This is a genomic window from Streptomyces sp. NBC_00414 (genome assembly GCF_036038375.1).
Lineage (GTDB): Bacteria > Actinomycetota > Actinomycetes > Streptomycetales > Streptomycetaceae > Streptomyces.
This window is the reverse complement of sequence record NZ_CP107935.1, coordinates 5,153,880-5,168,198: the sequence shown is the minus strand read 5'-3', so window position 1 is coordinate 5,168,198 and position 14,319 is coordinate 5,153,880. Positions and strand designations below refer to the sequence as shown.

Genomic DNA, 14,319 nt, shown 5'->3' with positions numbered 1-14,319 from the left:
GGGCCTGTGGGGGCCGTGAGGGGACCGGTTTCAGCGTCCGAGCTGGTGCAACACCGCGCGCGGGCGGTTGGTGATGATGGCGTCGACGCCGAGCCCGAGACAGAGGTCGACGTCCTCGGAATCGTTCACCGTCCACACGTGAACCTGGTGACCGGCCCGCTTCAGGCGCTCGATGTACGCCGGGTGATTGCGCACGATCCGCATCGAGGGCCCGGCGATCCGGACCCCCGGGGGCAGCCGTCCGTCACGCAGCCGGGGTGAGACGAACTGCAGCAGATAGACCGTCGGCATCGTCGGGGACGCGGCGCGGACGCGCTGGAGGGAGCGCGCCGAGAAGCTCATGACGCGCACCGGTGACTCGTCGGGCGAGGGCGGTGCGTCGAGGCCGAAGCGCTTCAGAAGGATCAGCAGGCGTTCCTCGACCTGGCCGGCCCAGCGCGTGGGGTGTTTCGTCTCGATGGCGAGCCGTACGGGGCGGCCGGCGTCGGCCACGAGTTCGAGCAGGCGTTCCAGGGTGAGGACGGACTGCTGCTCCCATGAAGGGGGCCGCTGCTGCTCCCATTCGGGTGCCTCGTCGCGGTTCTTCCAGGAGCCGAAGTCCAGGGCGGCGAGATCCGCGAGCTCCAGGGCGGAGACGGCGCCGCGGCCGTTGGAGGTGCGGTTGACGCGGCGGTCGTGGACGCAGACGAGATGCCCGTCCGCGGTCAGCCGTACATCGCACTCAAGGGCATCGGCCCCGTCCTCGATCGCTTTCTCGTACGCGGCCAGGGTGTGCTCGGGGGCCTCTTCGGAGGCACCGCGGTGAGCGACGACCTGGGTCAGGTGCTGTCGTGCGTGGGTCACCGCGTCATGGTGCCACTGCGAGTGGGTACGCGTGGGGTCGGCGGCACGGGCCGTGCAGTGGTTTTGTCAGACCTGTCCTATATAAATAAAGATCTCGGAGTCACAGGTGCCGCTTATGGCGCCCTGACGTCCCGTGGGAAAAGCTGACGGCATACAAAAGCACATGCACAGCTGAATCGTGCCGGTCCCCGAACACGCGTGGCGGAGTCCTGAACACACGCGACCGAACGTGACCGGATGCGTACTTACTGAACAGCCGTGGATCGAGAGGAAGAGCTGTGAGCACCGAGAACGAGGGCACCGCAGTACCCCCGGCCCCGTCTGCACCTCCCGTGCCGGTGGCTACTCCCGCTGCTTCCGTGCCCCCGGGGCAGGCGGTTTCGCCGGGAGCGGGCCCCGCGGGTCCCCATGAGGGCACGAATCAGCCCCAGGGGCAGGGCTCCTTCCAGGGAGACGCGCCGACGGCCACGCTGCCGCCGACGCCTCCCGGGGCTCCGCAGGGCGCCGCCCCCGCTCCGGAGGGGGGCGCCTGGCCGCCTCCCCCGCCGACCACGCCCGCGTACGCGAACGCGAGCGGCTCGGGTCCCTACGGGGGCGCGGGCGAGGGCGGCTCCGGTCCGTACGGAGGCGGCGGCGAGGGCGGTTCGGGGCCGTACGGTGGTGCGGGCGGGGGCGGGGGCGAGGGCGGCTCCGGTGATGTCTGGGGCGCCTCGTACCAGCAGCCCGCTCCGAAGCCGAAGTCCGGCGGGCGCGGTGGCCTCGTCGCCGCGGTCCTGGTGGCCGCGCTGATCGCGGGCGGCGTCGGCGGTGGCATCGGCTACTGGGCGGCGGACCGCAACGACGACTCCTCGGGTTCGACGACGGTCTCCTCGTCCGAGAGCGGCGGCGACCTCAAGCGCGACGCGGGCACGGTCGCGAGCGTGGCCGCCACGGCGCTGCCGAGCACGGTCACCATCGAGGCCGAGGGCAGCAACGGCGAGGGCGGCACGGGCACCGGCTTCGTGTTCGACACCCAGGGCCACATCCTCACCAACAACCACGTGGTGGCCGAGGCGGTCGAGAGCGGCAAGCTGTCGGCGACCTTCTCGAACGGCAAGAAGTACGACGCCGAAGTGGTCGGCCACGCCCAGGGTTACGACGTCGCGGTCATCAAGCTCAAGAACGCGCCGGACAACCTCAAGCCGCTGCCGCTCGGCAACTCGGACAAGATCGCGGTCGGCGACTCGACCATCGCGATCGGCGCTCCCTTCGGGCTTTCGAACACGGTGACCACGGGCATCATCAGCGCCAAGAACCGCCCGGTGGCCTCCAGCGACGGCAGCTCCAGCAGCAAGGCCTCGTACATGAGCGCCCTGCAGACCGACGCCTCGATCAACCCGGGCAACTCCGGCGGCCCGCTCCTGGACGCCAAGGGCTCGGTGATCGGCATCAACTCCGCGATCCAGTCCACGAGCGGCGGCAGCGGTACGAGCCAGTCCGGCTCCATCGGTCTGGGCTTCGCGATCCCGGTCAACCAGGCGAAGACCGTCGCCCAGCAGCTCATCAAGACCGGCAAGCCCGTCTACCCGGTCATCGGCGCCTCGGTCGCCCTGGACGAGGGCACGGGCGCGAAGATCACCGAAGAGGGCGCGAACAACTCGGACGCGGTCACGCCGAACGGGCCCGCCGACAAGGCCGGCCTCAAGCCCGGCGACGTCATCACCAAGCTCGACGACCGCGTGATCGACAGCGGCCCGACCCTCATCGGCGAGATCTGGACCCACCAGCCCGGCGACACCGTCAAGCTCACCTACACCCGCGACGGCAAGCAGCGGACGGCCGAAGTGACCCTGGGCCAGCGCGAGGGCGACAGCTGACCGGTTAGTCTTGTCCCCGCGCCGATCTCTCAGCGGCGCGGGGTGGGTTGCCCGAGCGGCCTAAGGGAACGGTCTTGAAAACCGTCGTCGCAGCGATGTGACCGTGGGTTCAAATCCCACACCCACCGCAGGTGAACGGCCCCTGACCAGGTACATCGGTCGGGGGCCGTTCTCATGCGCGCTGTCCGCCGGTCACCGTGATTCCCCGTCAGACACCGGTCCATCGGGCATGGCGAGGCACGGCCACTCGTAGATCCGGGCGGCAGCCAGTGCGCGGGCGAAGAACGTCCAGTCGCCCTGGGGTGGCAGATCCTGCCCATGGTCGGCATACCATCCGGACGCGTCCGAGACCCAGGCCTCCAGGGCCTCCAGGAAGGGCCCCAGCGTCCGATTCTCCCACCCGGCGCCACTCTCGTAGTCGGCTCGTAGGCGCGTCAGGAAGGCGCACAGGGCCTCGTGATCGGTGATGCGATCTTCGGGTGCCAGAGGAATGGTCACGGAAGAGCCCCGCTCAGTTGGTGTCCGGTGGTGATCCGGTGGTAGGTCGCCGTCTTGCCGGTCGCCTCGCCATCAGGTCGATCGCTGCGTACTGGCTAGCTGCGTGCTGCCCTGATGCCGTTGACCAGGTTGACGACCACACCCAGAACCAGGAACCAGCCGACGAAGAGATACACCCGGCCCGTCACTCGCTTGCTCTTGCGGGGTGGCGCCTCGGGGAGCAGGACATCGGCCACGCGTACGGGCCTGTCCGGACTGATGATGCTGCGCCCCGTCCGGCGCTGATGACGGCCGGCCGCGATGAGCGTCACCGCCACGACAAGGCAGAAAGCCGCTGTCTGGAAGTACGTTTCAGGTGACGACAGTTGCGCTGCCGCGTGCCACTGCATCAGGTGTCTCCCCCTGCAAGATCCGAATGTGCGAGTGATTTCCTCACGAGGGATGGCAGCAGGTCAACCAGCGACTTGGAGTCTGCTCGGCTCTGTCTGGGGCGGCGGCGGACGGGACGGGGCTCCCCACGTTCCCGGAGAGGCGGGCTTCCGGTTTCGTGGGTTACGGGTGGTGGCCGGTCATGCGGGACGCCGACGTGACCGTCGAGCGGGCCTCGCGTTCCGTGAGACCCGTGCGGACGGCGGCGTCGACGAGCGCCTCGGTCAACTGCGGGCCGAGACCGTTCTCGTAGGCGCGGCAGGCCGCCCAGAACAGGCGGGTGTTGCGCTGGCCCTCGTGGGCGGCGAGGACGAACTGGACGAGGCCCTGGCCCTGTTGGCTCTGTGTGGCGGCCGTCGGGCCGGGCGTGCGGGGCGGTGGCGTGAGAAGGCGCAGCAGCGAGGTCGGGCAGGGGGCGGGCGCCAGGTGTGCGGTGCCCGGGGCCGTGCTGTAGACGCCGTGCTCGGTGCGTGAGCCGGGGCCGACGAGGTAGCCGCCGGCACCGCGGATGTCTATGCCCGGGGCCAGTCGGCCCGCGGAGTTGGGGACGACGGCGTCGGGAGGGCCGCTCAGCCAGAGGTGGCGACCGCCGCTGGGGGTCAGCACGACGACCGTCTCGGGGATCGTGAACAGGTGGCGCAGCGCCAGTTCACGAAGGGCCGCGGACGAGTCCGTACCGGATTTGGTGTCCAGGTCGATGCCGATGAGGTGGTGGGGGGCCAGGCCGCAGGCGATGCCGTAGCCGGTGGCCCAGGGGGCGGCGGCGAAGAGCGCGCGTATGCGGCGGGGGTCGGTCGAGGCGTCGTACACACCGTGTCCGAAACGGTCGCACTCGCCGTGGCAGGGCGGCGCGGTCGGGTCGTCGCGGTGGGGTGAGCGCAGCGCCGGGAGCTTGGTCCGGGACAGCGGGATGACGGCCAGTCCGCGCTCGGCGGCTGACAGGGCGTGTGCGAGGGCCAGCGTCGTGGCCTGCCGGTCGATGGTGGCCATGCTTCTATGTTCGTACGGGTGTTCGAAAAAGGGAAGGGGTGGGGTGGGTCCGAGAGGCCCTCCGCGGTGGCCCGCGGAGGGCTTGACCTGGGGCGGAGCCCGGTGTGAGAACCCGCCCGGGGAGATTGGCTGAAAAAGTGACGGAACGCTTCATCCCTTGCGGCGTACGGGATTGAGATGTCCGCACCATCCTGAACTGCGGTTTCGGGGGCGTGAAGGGGGTTTATCGACATGTACTCACGCTTGCGAGCGAATAGCGGCTTCCGGGGTGGTTCGCCGGGGATTCGGTGGGCAATTCTGATCTCGCGACGTCGTGAACGAACACCGAGGCGGTCGGCCAACTGCCCCGGAACCAGCCGTACTCAGCCGGTCTGACCGGCATGTACTACTCGCTTCTGGAGGAACAGCACATGGCAAGCATCCGTACCGCCCGCGTTCTCGCCGCCGTGGCGGCCCTGCCGCTCGCCGCAGCCCTCTTCTCGGGAGTGGCAGTGGCCGACAACGGCTCCTTCGCGGACAACGGATCGAACGCCGCGGTGGCGACCGTCGGTGGCAGCGGTGTCGGGGGTGACAACTTCGGAACCTCGTCCACGACACAGCAGCAGGCCGTCGGCTCGGGCGCCTCGAACCAGAGCAACACGGCTCAGGTGAACGGTTCCGCGTTCACGGCCATCGACCAGTCGAACGACAACGTCGCCGTCAACTTCACCGACCTCTGGTGAGCCGGCGGCCGGCGGGGACTGGAGACCCCCGACGGCCGTACGCCTCCTTGGTGGGGTGTTTTGTGGGGTGGTAACACGTCTGCGCGGCGGTGCTTCGGCATCGCCGCGCAGACGTTTGCGCGTGCGGCGTGGAGCGCGCGAGCGACCTTGAACCTTGACAGTGGAATACATCTGACGGACAGTCAGAAACCCTTGTTCGTACGAGGTCCGGGAGGGCCGTCGTCGTGCATCTCGCCCCCACCGAGCGCCAGCGACGACTGCGCGCCGAACTCCGCGCGTACTTCCGGGACCTGATGCCGGACGGGCCTCCCCCTGCCGGTTCAGCCGGTTCAGCAGGTTCTGCCGGTTCCAGGTCCCGTCCCAGGCCGATGCCCGGGTCCGGCTCCGGGTCCGGGTCCGGGTCCGATTCCGGGTCCGATTCGCGGTCCGATTCCGTGGGACAGCGGGCGCTGCTGCGGCGGATCGGCGCCGACGGGTGGCTCGGTCTCGGCTGGCCGGAGGCCTACGGCGGCCAAGGGCGCGGCGCCGACGAGCAGTTCGTCTTCTTCGACGAGGCCTACCGGGCGGGCGCTCCGGTCTCCATGGTCACCCTCAACACGGTCGGTCCGACGCTCATGAAGTACGGGACCGAGGAACAGAAGGACTTCTTCCTGCCGCGGATCCTGCGCGGGGAGCTCGTGTTCGCGATCGGGTACAGCGAGCCGGAGGCGGGGACGGACCTGGCCTCGCTGCGGACGCGGGCCGTGCGGGTCGGCGGCCGTGCGGGGCGCGGGCAGGAGCCCGGCGGTGAGTGGCTCGTCGACGGGCAGAAGGTGTTCACCTCCAACGCCCAGCATGCCGACTGGATCTGGCTCGCCTGCCGAACGGACCCCGACGCGCCGAAGCACCAGGGCATCTCGATCCTGCTGGTCCCCACGGACGCTCCCGGGTTCTCGTGGACGCCGATCGAAACGGTGGGCGGGCTCACCACGACGGCCACGTACTACGACGGAATCCGGGTCCCGGCCTCCCGTCTGGTCGGCGAGGAGAACGGCGGCTGGGGGCTCATCACCAACCAGCTGAACCACGAGCGGGTCGCGCTCGCGGCCATCGGCATGCAGGCCGAGGACTTCTACCGGGCCGCGCTGGCCGCGGCCGGCGCGGCCGATCCGGTGACCGGCCGGCGCAGGGCCGACGAGCCGTGGGTGCGTTCGAGACTGGCCGAGGTGCATGCCCGGCTGGCGGCGACGCGCCTGCTCAACTGGCGTCTGGTGGGAGACGTGGGGTCCGGCCGACTGGCACCCGGCGATGCCAGCGGCGTGAAGGTCATGGGAACCGAATCGGCGGTCGCGGTCTATCGAATGTGTCAGGAGATCGTCGGACCGGACGCGCTGGTCCGTTCCGGTTCGCCGGGTGTGTTCGAGGGCGGCGAGCTGGAGCGGATGAACAGGGCGGCGCAGATCAACACGTTCGGGGGCGGGGTGAGCGAGGTGCAGCGGGAGATCGTGGCGACCATGCGGCTCGGGATGACGAGGGGGCGGCGGTGAGCGAGAGGGCCGCGTCGGGCGGGGATGAGGCGACGGCGTCCGTGGACGCGGCCGAAGAGGGCCGCCGTACCGAGGCGGGACACACCGAAGCGGGACACAACGAAGCGGGACACAACGAAGCGGGACGCACCGAGGGGGGACGCACCGAGGGGGGATACGAGGACATCCACGCGCGGTTGAAGGCGTACGAGGGGCTGGTGGCCGTCGGCGGCGTGGGCAAGGACCTGGTCAACGAGCCGATGATCCGGCACTGGTGCGAGGCGATGGGGGACACGAATCCGGCGTACGCGGGCGCGGACGCCGTCGCGCCGCCGACCATGCTCCAGGCCTGGACGATGGGGGGACTGTCCGGCCACGGGGGGCGCTCGGAGGCGTACGTCGAGATGCTCGGGCTGCTCGACGACGCCGGGTACACCTCGGTGGTCGCCACCGACTGCGAGCAGGAGTATCTGCGGCCGCTTCGGCCCGGGGACCGGATCACCTTCGACTCGGTGATCGAGTCGGTCTCCGAGCGCAAGAGGACCAAGTTGGGCACGGGGTACTTCGTTACGACGCGGACGGATGTGCAGGCGGAGGGCGAGCCGGCGGGGACACACCGGTTCCGGATCCTCAAGTACGTACCCGCGGGGCGCCGCCGGGGGGACGGCGCGACGGGCACCACGACGGGCGGAGCGGCGGCGGCCACCGGGAAGGCCGTGGCGGCACCCACCGGAGAGGCCGTGGCGCCCGCCGGGGAGGCCGCGGCGGACTTCCGTCCCAGGCGGCCACGCCCCGTCGTCAATCGGGACAACGCGGGCTTCTGGGAGGGCGTGTCCCGGCACCGGCTGCTCATCCAGCGTTGTGAGAAGTGCGGGACCCTGCGTTTCCCCTGGCTGCCGGGGTGCAACTCCTGCGGCGGCCAGGAGTGGGACACGGTCGAGGCGGCCGGCGAGGGGACCGTCTACTCGTACGTGGTGATGCATCATCCGCCCTTCCCGGCCTTCGATCCGCCGTACGCCGTGGGACTGGTCGAACTCGCCGAGGGCGTACGGATGATCAGCAATGTGGTGGGGGTGCCGCACGACCGGGTGCGGATCGGGATGCCGGTGCGGCTGGAGTTCGAGTGGGTGGACGAGGAGCTGGAGCTGCCGGTCTTCCGGGCCGTCGAGGGGAGCGGGGGCTGATGGACTTCACGCCGACGGAGGAGCAGACGGCGGCCCGTGAGCTGGCCGCGCGGATCTTCGGCGACCTGTCCACGCACGAGCGGCTGACCGCCCTCGGGACGGGCGGTGACGGGGAGTTGTGGAAGGCGCTGTGCGAGGCGGGGCTGCCGGCCGCCGTCGAGGACATCGGGCTCCTCGGGCTGGTGCTCCTGCTGGAGGAGCAGGGGCGGACGACGGCCCAGGTGCCGTTCGCGGCGAGCTGTGTCCACGGGCTGCTGGCGGTGTCGGCGCACGGTTCGGCGCGGCAGCGGGAGCGGCTGCTGCCCGGGATCGCGGACGGGTCGGTCGTGGTGGCCGGCGTCCTGCCCGCGACCGCGGTACGGGCGGGCCCGACCGGCGAGTTGAGCGGGGTGGTCCCCGTGGTGCCGTGGCTCCGTGACGCCACACACGTGCTGGTCGCGGACGACGAGCACCGACTGTGGCTCGTACGGACCGCCGACGCCCGGTGCGAGCCCGTGGAGCTGACGGCTCCGTGGTCGGCCGGACGCCTGATCCTGGACGCCGCACCGGCCGAACGGCTCGGTGGCGCCGACGCGTACGACGACGTGCTGGCCACCGCGCGTACGGCCTTCGCGGGGCTGCAGGCCGGAGTGTGCGCGGGCTCGGTCGCCCGGGCCGTGGCCCACACCAACACCCGCGAGCAGTTCGGCCGGCCGCTCGCGGCCAAGCAGGGGGTGCAACTCCGCGCGGCCGACGCCCACATGGACACCGAGGCGATACGGGTCACGGCGTACGAGGCGGCCTGGCGGCGGGACGAGGGCTTGGACTACGCCACGCACGCGCTGACCGCCGCCTGGTGGGCGTCGGAGGCGGGGCACCGTGTCGTCCACGCCGGGCAGCACCTGCACGGCGGTACGGGAGCCGACCTTGAGCATCCCGTGCACCGGCACTTCCTGTGGGGACGGCAGCTGGACGCGTATCTGGGATGCGGGAGCGAACTGCTCCAGGAACTGGGGGAGTCGATCGTGCACGGGGAGGGGGAGGCATGACCACCGATGCCGGACCGGTGCGGGCCGGTGACGCGCTGCCACCGCTGGAGATCGGGATCACCCGCACGCTCGTCGTCGCCGGGGCGATCGCGTCGCGCGACTACCAGGACGTGCACCACGACACGGAAGCGGCACGGCAGAAGGGTTCGCCGGACATCTTCATGAACATCCTGACGACCAACGGGCTGGTCGGGCGCTACATCACGGACCACTTCGGGCCCGGGGCCGTGCTGCGCGGAGTGGCGATCAGGCTGGGCGCCCCCAACCACCCGGGCGACACCATGGTGCTGACCGGGGTGGTGGAGGACGTCCGGGACGACACGGCGACGGTGCGGATCGTCGGCGCCAACAGTCTCGGCAAACACGTCACGGGGACGGTCACGGTCACGATGCGGAACCAGGGGGGCCGGTCGTGAGCGTACGGACGAGGGACAGCCTCGGCGGCCGGGCTGCCGTCGTCGGGATCGGGGCCACCGAGTTCTCCAAGGACTCGGGGCGCAGCGAGCTGCGGCTCGCGGTGGAGGCGGTGCGGGCCGCGCTGGACGACGCGGGGCTGACGCCGGGCGATGTGGACGGCCTGGTGACGTTCACGATGGACACGAGCCCCGAGATCACCGTCGCCCAGGCGGCCGGCATGGGCGAGCTGTCGTTCTTCTCCCGGATCCACTACGGCGGCGGGGCGGCCTGCGCGACCGTCCAGCAGGCCGCCCTGGCGGTGGCCTCGGGCGTCGCCGACGTGGTCGTCTGCTACCGGGCGTTCAACGAGCGCTCGGGGCGCAGATTCGGCTCCGGGGTCCAGCGCCGGGAGCCGTCCGCCGAGGGCGCCGCGCTCGGCTGGGCGCTGCCCTTCGGACTGCTCACGCCCGCGTCCTGGGTGGCGATGGCGGCTCAGCGCTATCTGCACACGTACGGGCTGACGTCCGAGGCGTTCGGGCAGGTCGCGGTCGTCGACCGGAAGTACGCGGCGACCAACCCGGCGGCGTACTTCCACGGAAGACCGATCTCGCTGGCGGATCACGCGGCATCCCGCTGGATCGTGGAGCCGTTGCGGCTGCTCGACTGCTGTCAGGAGACCGACGGCGGTCAGGCCCTGGTCGTCACCTCGGTGGAGCGGGCGCGCGACCTGCCGCAGCCGCCGGCCGTGATCGTCGCGGCCGCCCAGGGCGCGGGGCGGGCCCAGGAGCAGATGACGAGCTTCTACCGGGACGATCTGACGGGGCTGCCGGAGATGAGCGTGGTGGCGCGGCAGCTGTGGCGTACGTCGGGGCTGACGCCGGCCGGGATCGACGTCGGGATCCTGTACGACCACTTCACGCCGTTCGTGCTGACGCAGCTGGAGGAGTTCGGGTTCTGCAAGCCGGGTGAGGCGGCGGACTTCGTGGCGGAGGAGCGGCTGCCGTTGAACACGCACGGAGGGCAGCTCGGGGAGGCGTATCTGCACGGGATGAACGGAGTCGCGGAAGGGGTCCGGCAACTGCGCGGTTCGGCCGTGAACCAGATACCAGGAGCCCGGCGGGTCCTGGTGACCGCCGGGACGGGCGTCCCGACCTCGGGTCTGATCCTGGGGTCGGACGACCGGGGCTGAGCCTCGGTTCGGACCGTCGCTGTCGACCCCCGGTACTGCTCGCCGGTTCGGGCGATCGGGTTGATTGCGGGGCGGACGGATGAACGTGGTGCGTGTCCGGGCCCGACATCGCGGGCTGGGCCGTTGACTCGGCCCATGCGTTGGCTGCGATGTCACAAGATGATCGTCGGATTCGGGTTCGTGCTGCTCCTGCTGGGGCTCACGGCGGCACCACCGGCGGAGGCGGGGTCCTGGTCGCCGGGTGCCGCGGGTGCCGCCGCTCCGGAGGGTTCCCCCGTCCGGGAGTCCGGCGCGAGACCCGCGGCTCTCACGTTCAAGGGCCGTGCGTTCGACACCTGCCGGGCGCCGTCCGCGGACACCATGCGGCGCTGGCGGGCGTCCCAGTACCGGGCCGTGGGTGTCTACTTCGGCGGGCGCGGACGGGCCTGCCGGTCACAGCCCCATCTGAGCCACCGCTGGATGCGGACGGTGGAGGACCAGGGCTGGCGGGTGCTGCCCCTGTACGTGGGCTCGCAGTCGACCTGTGTGTTCGCGCGGCACAAGAAGAACGTACGGATCGGGCGGCACCCCTGGAAGCAGGGGACGGCGGAGGCCCGCGACGCGGTGAAAAGGGCGTCGGCGCTCGGTATCGGGCAGGGGAGCCCGCTCTTCCTGGACATGGAGGCCTACGAGTACCGGAACAAGAGGTGCGCGCGCACCACGCTCCTGTTCGTGCGGGGGTGGAACCGCGAGGTGTCGCGCCGGGGGTACCTGCCGGGGTTCTACAGCAGCGCCGCGTCGGGCGTCCGCCACATGGAGCTGTCGCGGCGGGCCGGAGTGCGGGATCTGCCGTCGGTGGTGTGGTTCGCGCGCTGGGGCGTGAAGAACGGGCTGAACCGCGAGCCCGCGCTGCGGAAGACCGCGTGGACGCCCGCGCGACGCATCCACCAGTACGCGGGGAACGTACGGGAACGGCACGGCGGCCGTACGCTGCTGATCGACCGCAATGTGATGCACGCGCCGGTCGCTCGCATCGAATGAGCAGCCGGGGTGCCGGTCGGAGCGGCTCTCGTGTGGGGGCGTACTCCTCCGGCATCATGCCGGGGGCCGGGCTACTGCGGGAGGAGTGCGCGGGGAGGCGTCTCTCAGGGGTGAACCCTCAGGGGTCCTGAGCCTCGCGTCCACCTTCAGGAGGTGGGGCCTGCCCCCCTCCTACAACCTGAGGCGGACACGGCTTCGGGACCTGCGGCCGATCCGCTGGAGTAGGGGGCGATCCTAGCGTGGAGCCATGACCACACCCGTCTGCACCAGCGCTTCGAACGCAGCGACGCGGACCCATGCGTACCCGTCGTTCTCCTCGTACGTGAGGGCCCGCCAACCCGTGTTGCTGCGTACCGCGCGCTCGCTGACCGCGAACCCGTGCGATGCGGAGGACCTGCTGCAGACCGCCCTCACCAAGACGTATGTCGCGTGGGAGCGGATCGAGGACCACCGGGCGCTCGACGGCTATGTGCGGCGGGCGCTGCTGAACACGCGGACGTCGCAGTGGCGGAAGCGGAAGGTCGACGAGTTCGCGTGCGAGGAACTGCCGGAGCCGCAGGCTCCGCCGGCCGGGGACCCGGCGGAGCAGCAGGCGCTGCACGACGCGATGTGGCGCGCGATCATGAAGCTGCCCGCACGGCAGCGCGCGATGGTCGTCCTGCGGTACTACGAGGACCTGAGCGAGGCGCAGACGGCGGAGGTGCTGGGCGTGTCGATCGGTACGGTCAAGTCGGCCGTGTCGCGTGCGCTGGGCAAGCTCCGTGAGGACCCTGAGCTGGGCCCCGTGCGCTGACCGGCACGGCGGAGGCGCAGAACGCGGCACAAAGCGCACCACAGAGCGCCGGACTGGGCAAGCAATGCTTGCCGTGATGTGATCGATCGCCCAGGAGTAGTGACATACCGCGCGGTATGTGAGCAGAATCAGCCCAACCCTTACTACCGCGTAGGCAATGTCGCCCCCGGGAGGACGCCGTGCTGAGCACGATGCAGGACGTACCGCTGCTGATCTCAAGGATCCTGACCCACGGGTCGACGATCCACGGGGCATCTCAGGTGATCACCTGGACCGGTGAGGGCGAGCCACAGCGACGCTCGTTCGCCGAGATCGGAGCACGGACGGCCCGGCTGGCGCACGCGCTGCGTGACGACCTCGGAGTCCGGGACGACGACCGGGTCGCGACGCTGATGTGGAACAACGCCGAGCACGTCGAGGCGTACTACGCGATCCCGGCCATGGGCGCGATCCTCCACACGCTGAACCTCCGGCTGCCTCCCGAGCAGCTCGTCTGGATCGTCAACCACGCCGCCGACCGCGTGATCGTGGCCAACGGTTCGCTGCTCCCGCTGCTCGCTCCGCTGCTCCCGCACTTCAAGTCGGTCGAGCACGTGGTCCTCTCCGGCCCGGGTGACCGTTCCCTGCTCGACGGCGCGGCCGTCCAGGTGCACGAGTACGAGGATCTGATCGCGGACAAGCCGGACAGCTACGACTGGCCTGCGCTGGACGAACGCCAGGCCGCGGCCATGTGCTACACCTCCGGTACGACCGGCGACCCCAAGGGCGTCATCTACTCGCACCGCTCCATCTACCTGCACTCGATGCAGGTCAACATGACGCAGTCCATGGGGCTCACCGACGGGGACACCTCCCTCGTCGTGGTTCCGCAGTTCCATGTGAACGCCTGGGGCCTGCCGCACGCGATGTTCATGACCGGCGTGAACGTGCTGATGCCGGACCGCTTCCTGCAGCCCGCACCGCTCGCCGAGATGATCGAGCGCGAGCGTCCGACGCACGCGGCCGCCGTCCCCACCATCTGGCAGGGACTGCTCGCGGAGCTCAAGGGCAAGCCGCGTGACGTGAGTTCGCTGACCCAGGTCACCATCGGCGGCTCCGCGTGTCCGCCCGCCCTGATGAAGGCGTTCGACGAGCTGGGCATGCGCGTCTGCCACGCCTGGGGCATGACGGAGACCTCGCCGCTGGGCACCATCGCGCGGCCCCCGGCCCATGTCGGGGCGGGATCGGACGAGGAGTTCGCGTACCGGCTCACCCAGGGCCGTTTCCCGGCCGGTGTCGAGCCCCGGCTGACCGGCCCGGGCGGCGAGCGGCTGCCGTGGGACGGCGAGTCCGCGGGCGAGCTGGAAGTGCGGGGCCCCTGGATCGCGGGCGCGTACTACGGCGGTCAGGGCGCCGAAGTCCTGCGCCCCGAGGACAAGTTCAGCGAGGACGGCTGGCTCAAGACCGGTGACGTCGGCACGATCAGCCCCGACGGCTTCCTGACCCTCACCGACCGCGCCAAGGACGTCATCAAGTCCGGCGGGGAGTGGATCTCCTCGGTCGACCTGGAGAACGCCCTCATGGCCCATCCCGATGTCGCCGAGGCGGCGGTCGTCGCCGTCCCGGACGACAAGTGGGGCGAACGTCCGCTCGCCACCGTCGTGCTGAAGGAGGGCGCCGGCGCCGACTTCGACACGCTGCGGTCGTTCCTCGCCGACGAGGGCAAGATCGCCAAGTGGCAGCTCCCCGAGCGCTGGACGATCATCGAGTCGGTGCCGAAGACGAGTGTCGGCAAGTTCGACAAGAAGGTGCTGCGCAGGCAGTACGCGGCGGGCGAGCTGGACGTCACCCAGCTCTGACAGCTCTGACAGTTCAGGCGGCTCTGAA

At 70.6% G+C, this 14,319-nt stretch carries 14 protein-coding genes and 1 tRNA gene; 11 read left to right on the top strand and 4 right to left on the bottom strand.

Annotated features, from left to right (window positions below):
- Positions 1 to 30 precede the first annotated feature (30 nt).
- Entirely contained in the window at positions 31 to 843 is an 813-nt protein-coding gene (locus OHS59_RS22360) for a glycerophosphodiester phosphodiesterase (RefSeq protein WP_328495175.1), read from the bottom strand.
- A gap of 278 nt (positions 844 to 1,121) precedes the next feature.
- Here OHS59_RS22360 and OHS59_RS22355 point away from each other — a divergent pair, with 278 nt between their 5' ends.
- Positions 1,122 to 2,699 (top strand): S1C family serine protease, encoded by a 1,578-nt coding sequence (locus OHS59_RS22355; RefSeq protein ID WP_328495174.1) that lies wholly within the window; start codon positions 1,122 to 1,124, stop codon positions 2,697 to 2,699.
- 41 nt (positions 2,700 to 2,740) lie between these two features.
- A tRNA-Ser gene (locus OHS59_RS22350) sits at positions 2,741 to 2,827 on the top strand.
- A gap of 64 nt (positions 2,828 to 2,891) precedes the next feature.
- Here OHS59_RS22350 and OHS59_RS22345 read toward each other — a convergent pair.
- The 3 genes from OHS59_RS22345 to OHS59_RS22335 form a co-directional block, all read right to left on the bottom strand.
- Positions 2,892 to 3,197, bottom strand: a complete 306-nt coding sequence (locus OHS59_RS22345) for a DUF7660 family protein (protein ID WP_328495173.1) — start codon at positions 3,195 to 3,197, stop codon at positions 2,892 to 2,894.
- Positions 3,198 to 3,292: 95 nt separating this feature from the next.
- Positions 3,293 to 3,586 (bottom strand): hypothetical protein, encoded by a 294-nt coding sequence (locus OHS59_RS22340; protein ID WP_328495172.1) that lies wholly within the window; start codon positions 3,584 to 3,586, stop codon positions 3,293 to 3,295.
- A 163-nt stretch (positions 3,587 to 3,749) separates the two neighbouring features.
- Positions 3,750 to 4,616: a bifunctional DNA primase/polymerase gene (locus OHS59_RS22335; RefSeq protein WP_328495171.1), complete on the bottom strand. Its 867-nt coding sequence runs from the start codon at positions 4,614 to 4,616 to the stop codon at positions 3,750 to 3,752.
- 410 nt (positions 4,617 to 5,026) lie between these two features.
- Between OHS59_RS22335 and OHS59_RS22330 the strand changes: the two genes are divergently transcribed.
- From OHS59_RS22330 to OHS59_RS22290, 9 genes are all read left to right on the top strand, one after another.
- Entirely contained in the window at positions 5,027 to 5,338 is a 312-nt protein-coding gene (locus OHS59_RS22330) for a hypothetical protein (RefSeq protein ID WP_328495170.1), read from the top strand.
- 368 nt (positions 5,339 to 5,706) lie between these two features.
- Complete coding sequence (locus OHS59_RS22325) at positions 5,707 to 6,864, top strand: acyl-CoA dehydrogenase family protein (RefSeq protein WP_443061642.1); 1,158 nt, start codon at positions 5,707 to 5,709, stop codon at positions 6,862 to 6,864.
- Between the two features lie 164 nt (positions 6,865 to 7,028).
- On the top strand, positions 7,029 to 8,027 hold the full coding sequence (locus OHS59_RS22320; RefSeq protein WP_328499310.1) for a bifunctional MaoC family dehydratase N-terminal/OB-fold nucleic acid binding domain-containing protein: 999 nt from the start codon (positions 7,029 to 7,031) through the stop codon (positions 8,025 to 8,027).
- A complete protein-coding gene (locus tag OHS59_RS22315) occupies positions 8,027 to 9,055 on the top strand; it encodes an acyl-CoA dehydrogenase family protein (protein WP_328495168.1) in 1,029 nt (342 codons plus the stop codon). Before OHS59_RS22320 ends, OHS59_RS22315 begins: the two co-directional genes overlap by 1 nt.
- A 17-nt stretch (positions 9,056 to 9,072) precedes the next feature.
- On the top strand, positions 9,073 to 9,471 hold the full coding sequence (locus OHS59_RS22310) for a MaoC family dehydratase (protein ID WP_328499309.1): 399 nt from the start codon (positions 9,073 to 9,075) through the stop codon (positions 9,469 to 9,471).
- Positions 9,468 to 10,640, top strand: a complete 1,173-nt coding sequence (locus OHS59_RS22305; protein ID WP_328495167.1) for a lipid-transfer protein — start codon at positions 9,468 to 9,470, stop codon at positions 10,638 to 10,640. The genes OHS59_RS22310 and OHS59_RS22305 overlap by 4 nt, the downstream gene beginning before the upstream one ends.
- Before the next feature lie 135 nt (positions 10,641 to 10,775).
- Complete coding sequence (locus OHS59_RS22300) at positions 10,776 to 11,660, top strand: glycoside hydrolase domain-containing protein (protein WP_328495166.1); 885 nt, start codon at positions 10,776 to 10,778, stop codon at positions 11,658 to 11,660.
- A 247-nt stretch (positions 11,661 to 11,907) separates the two neighbouring features.
- Positions 11,908 to 12,453: a SigE family RNA polymerase sigma factor gene (locus OHS59_RS22295; protein ID WP_328495165.1), complete on the top strand. Its 546-nt coding sequence runs from the start codon at positions 11,908 to 11,910 to the stop codon at positions 12,451 to 12,453.
- A 179-nt stretch (positions 12,454 to 12,632) separates the two neighbouring features.
- A complete protein-coding gene (locus tag OHS59_RS22290) occupies positions 12,633 to 14,291 on the top strand; it encodes a long-chain fatty acid--CoA ligase (RefSeq protein WP_328495164.1) in 1,659 nt (552 codons plus the stop codon).
- Positions 14,292 to 14,319 lie beyond the last annotated feature (28 nt).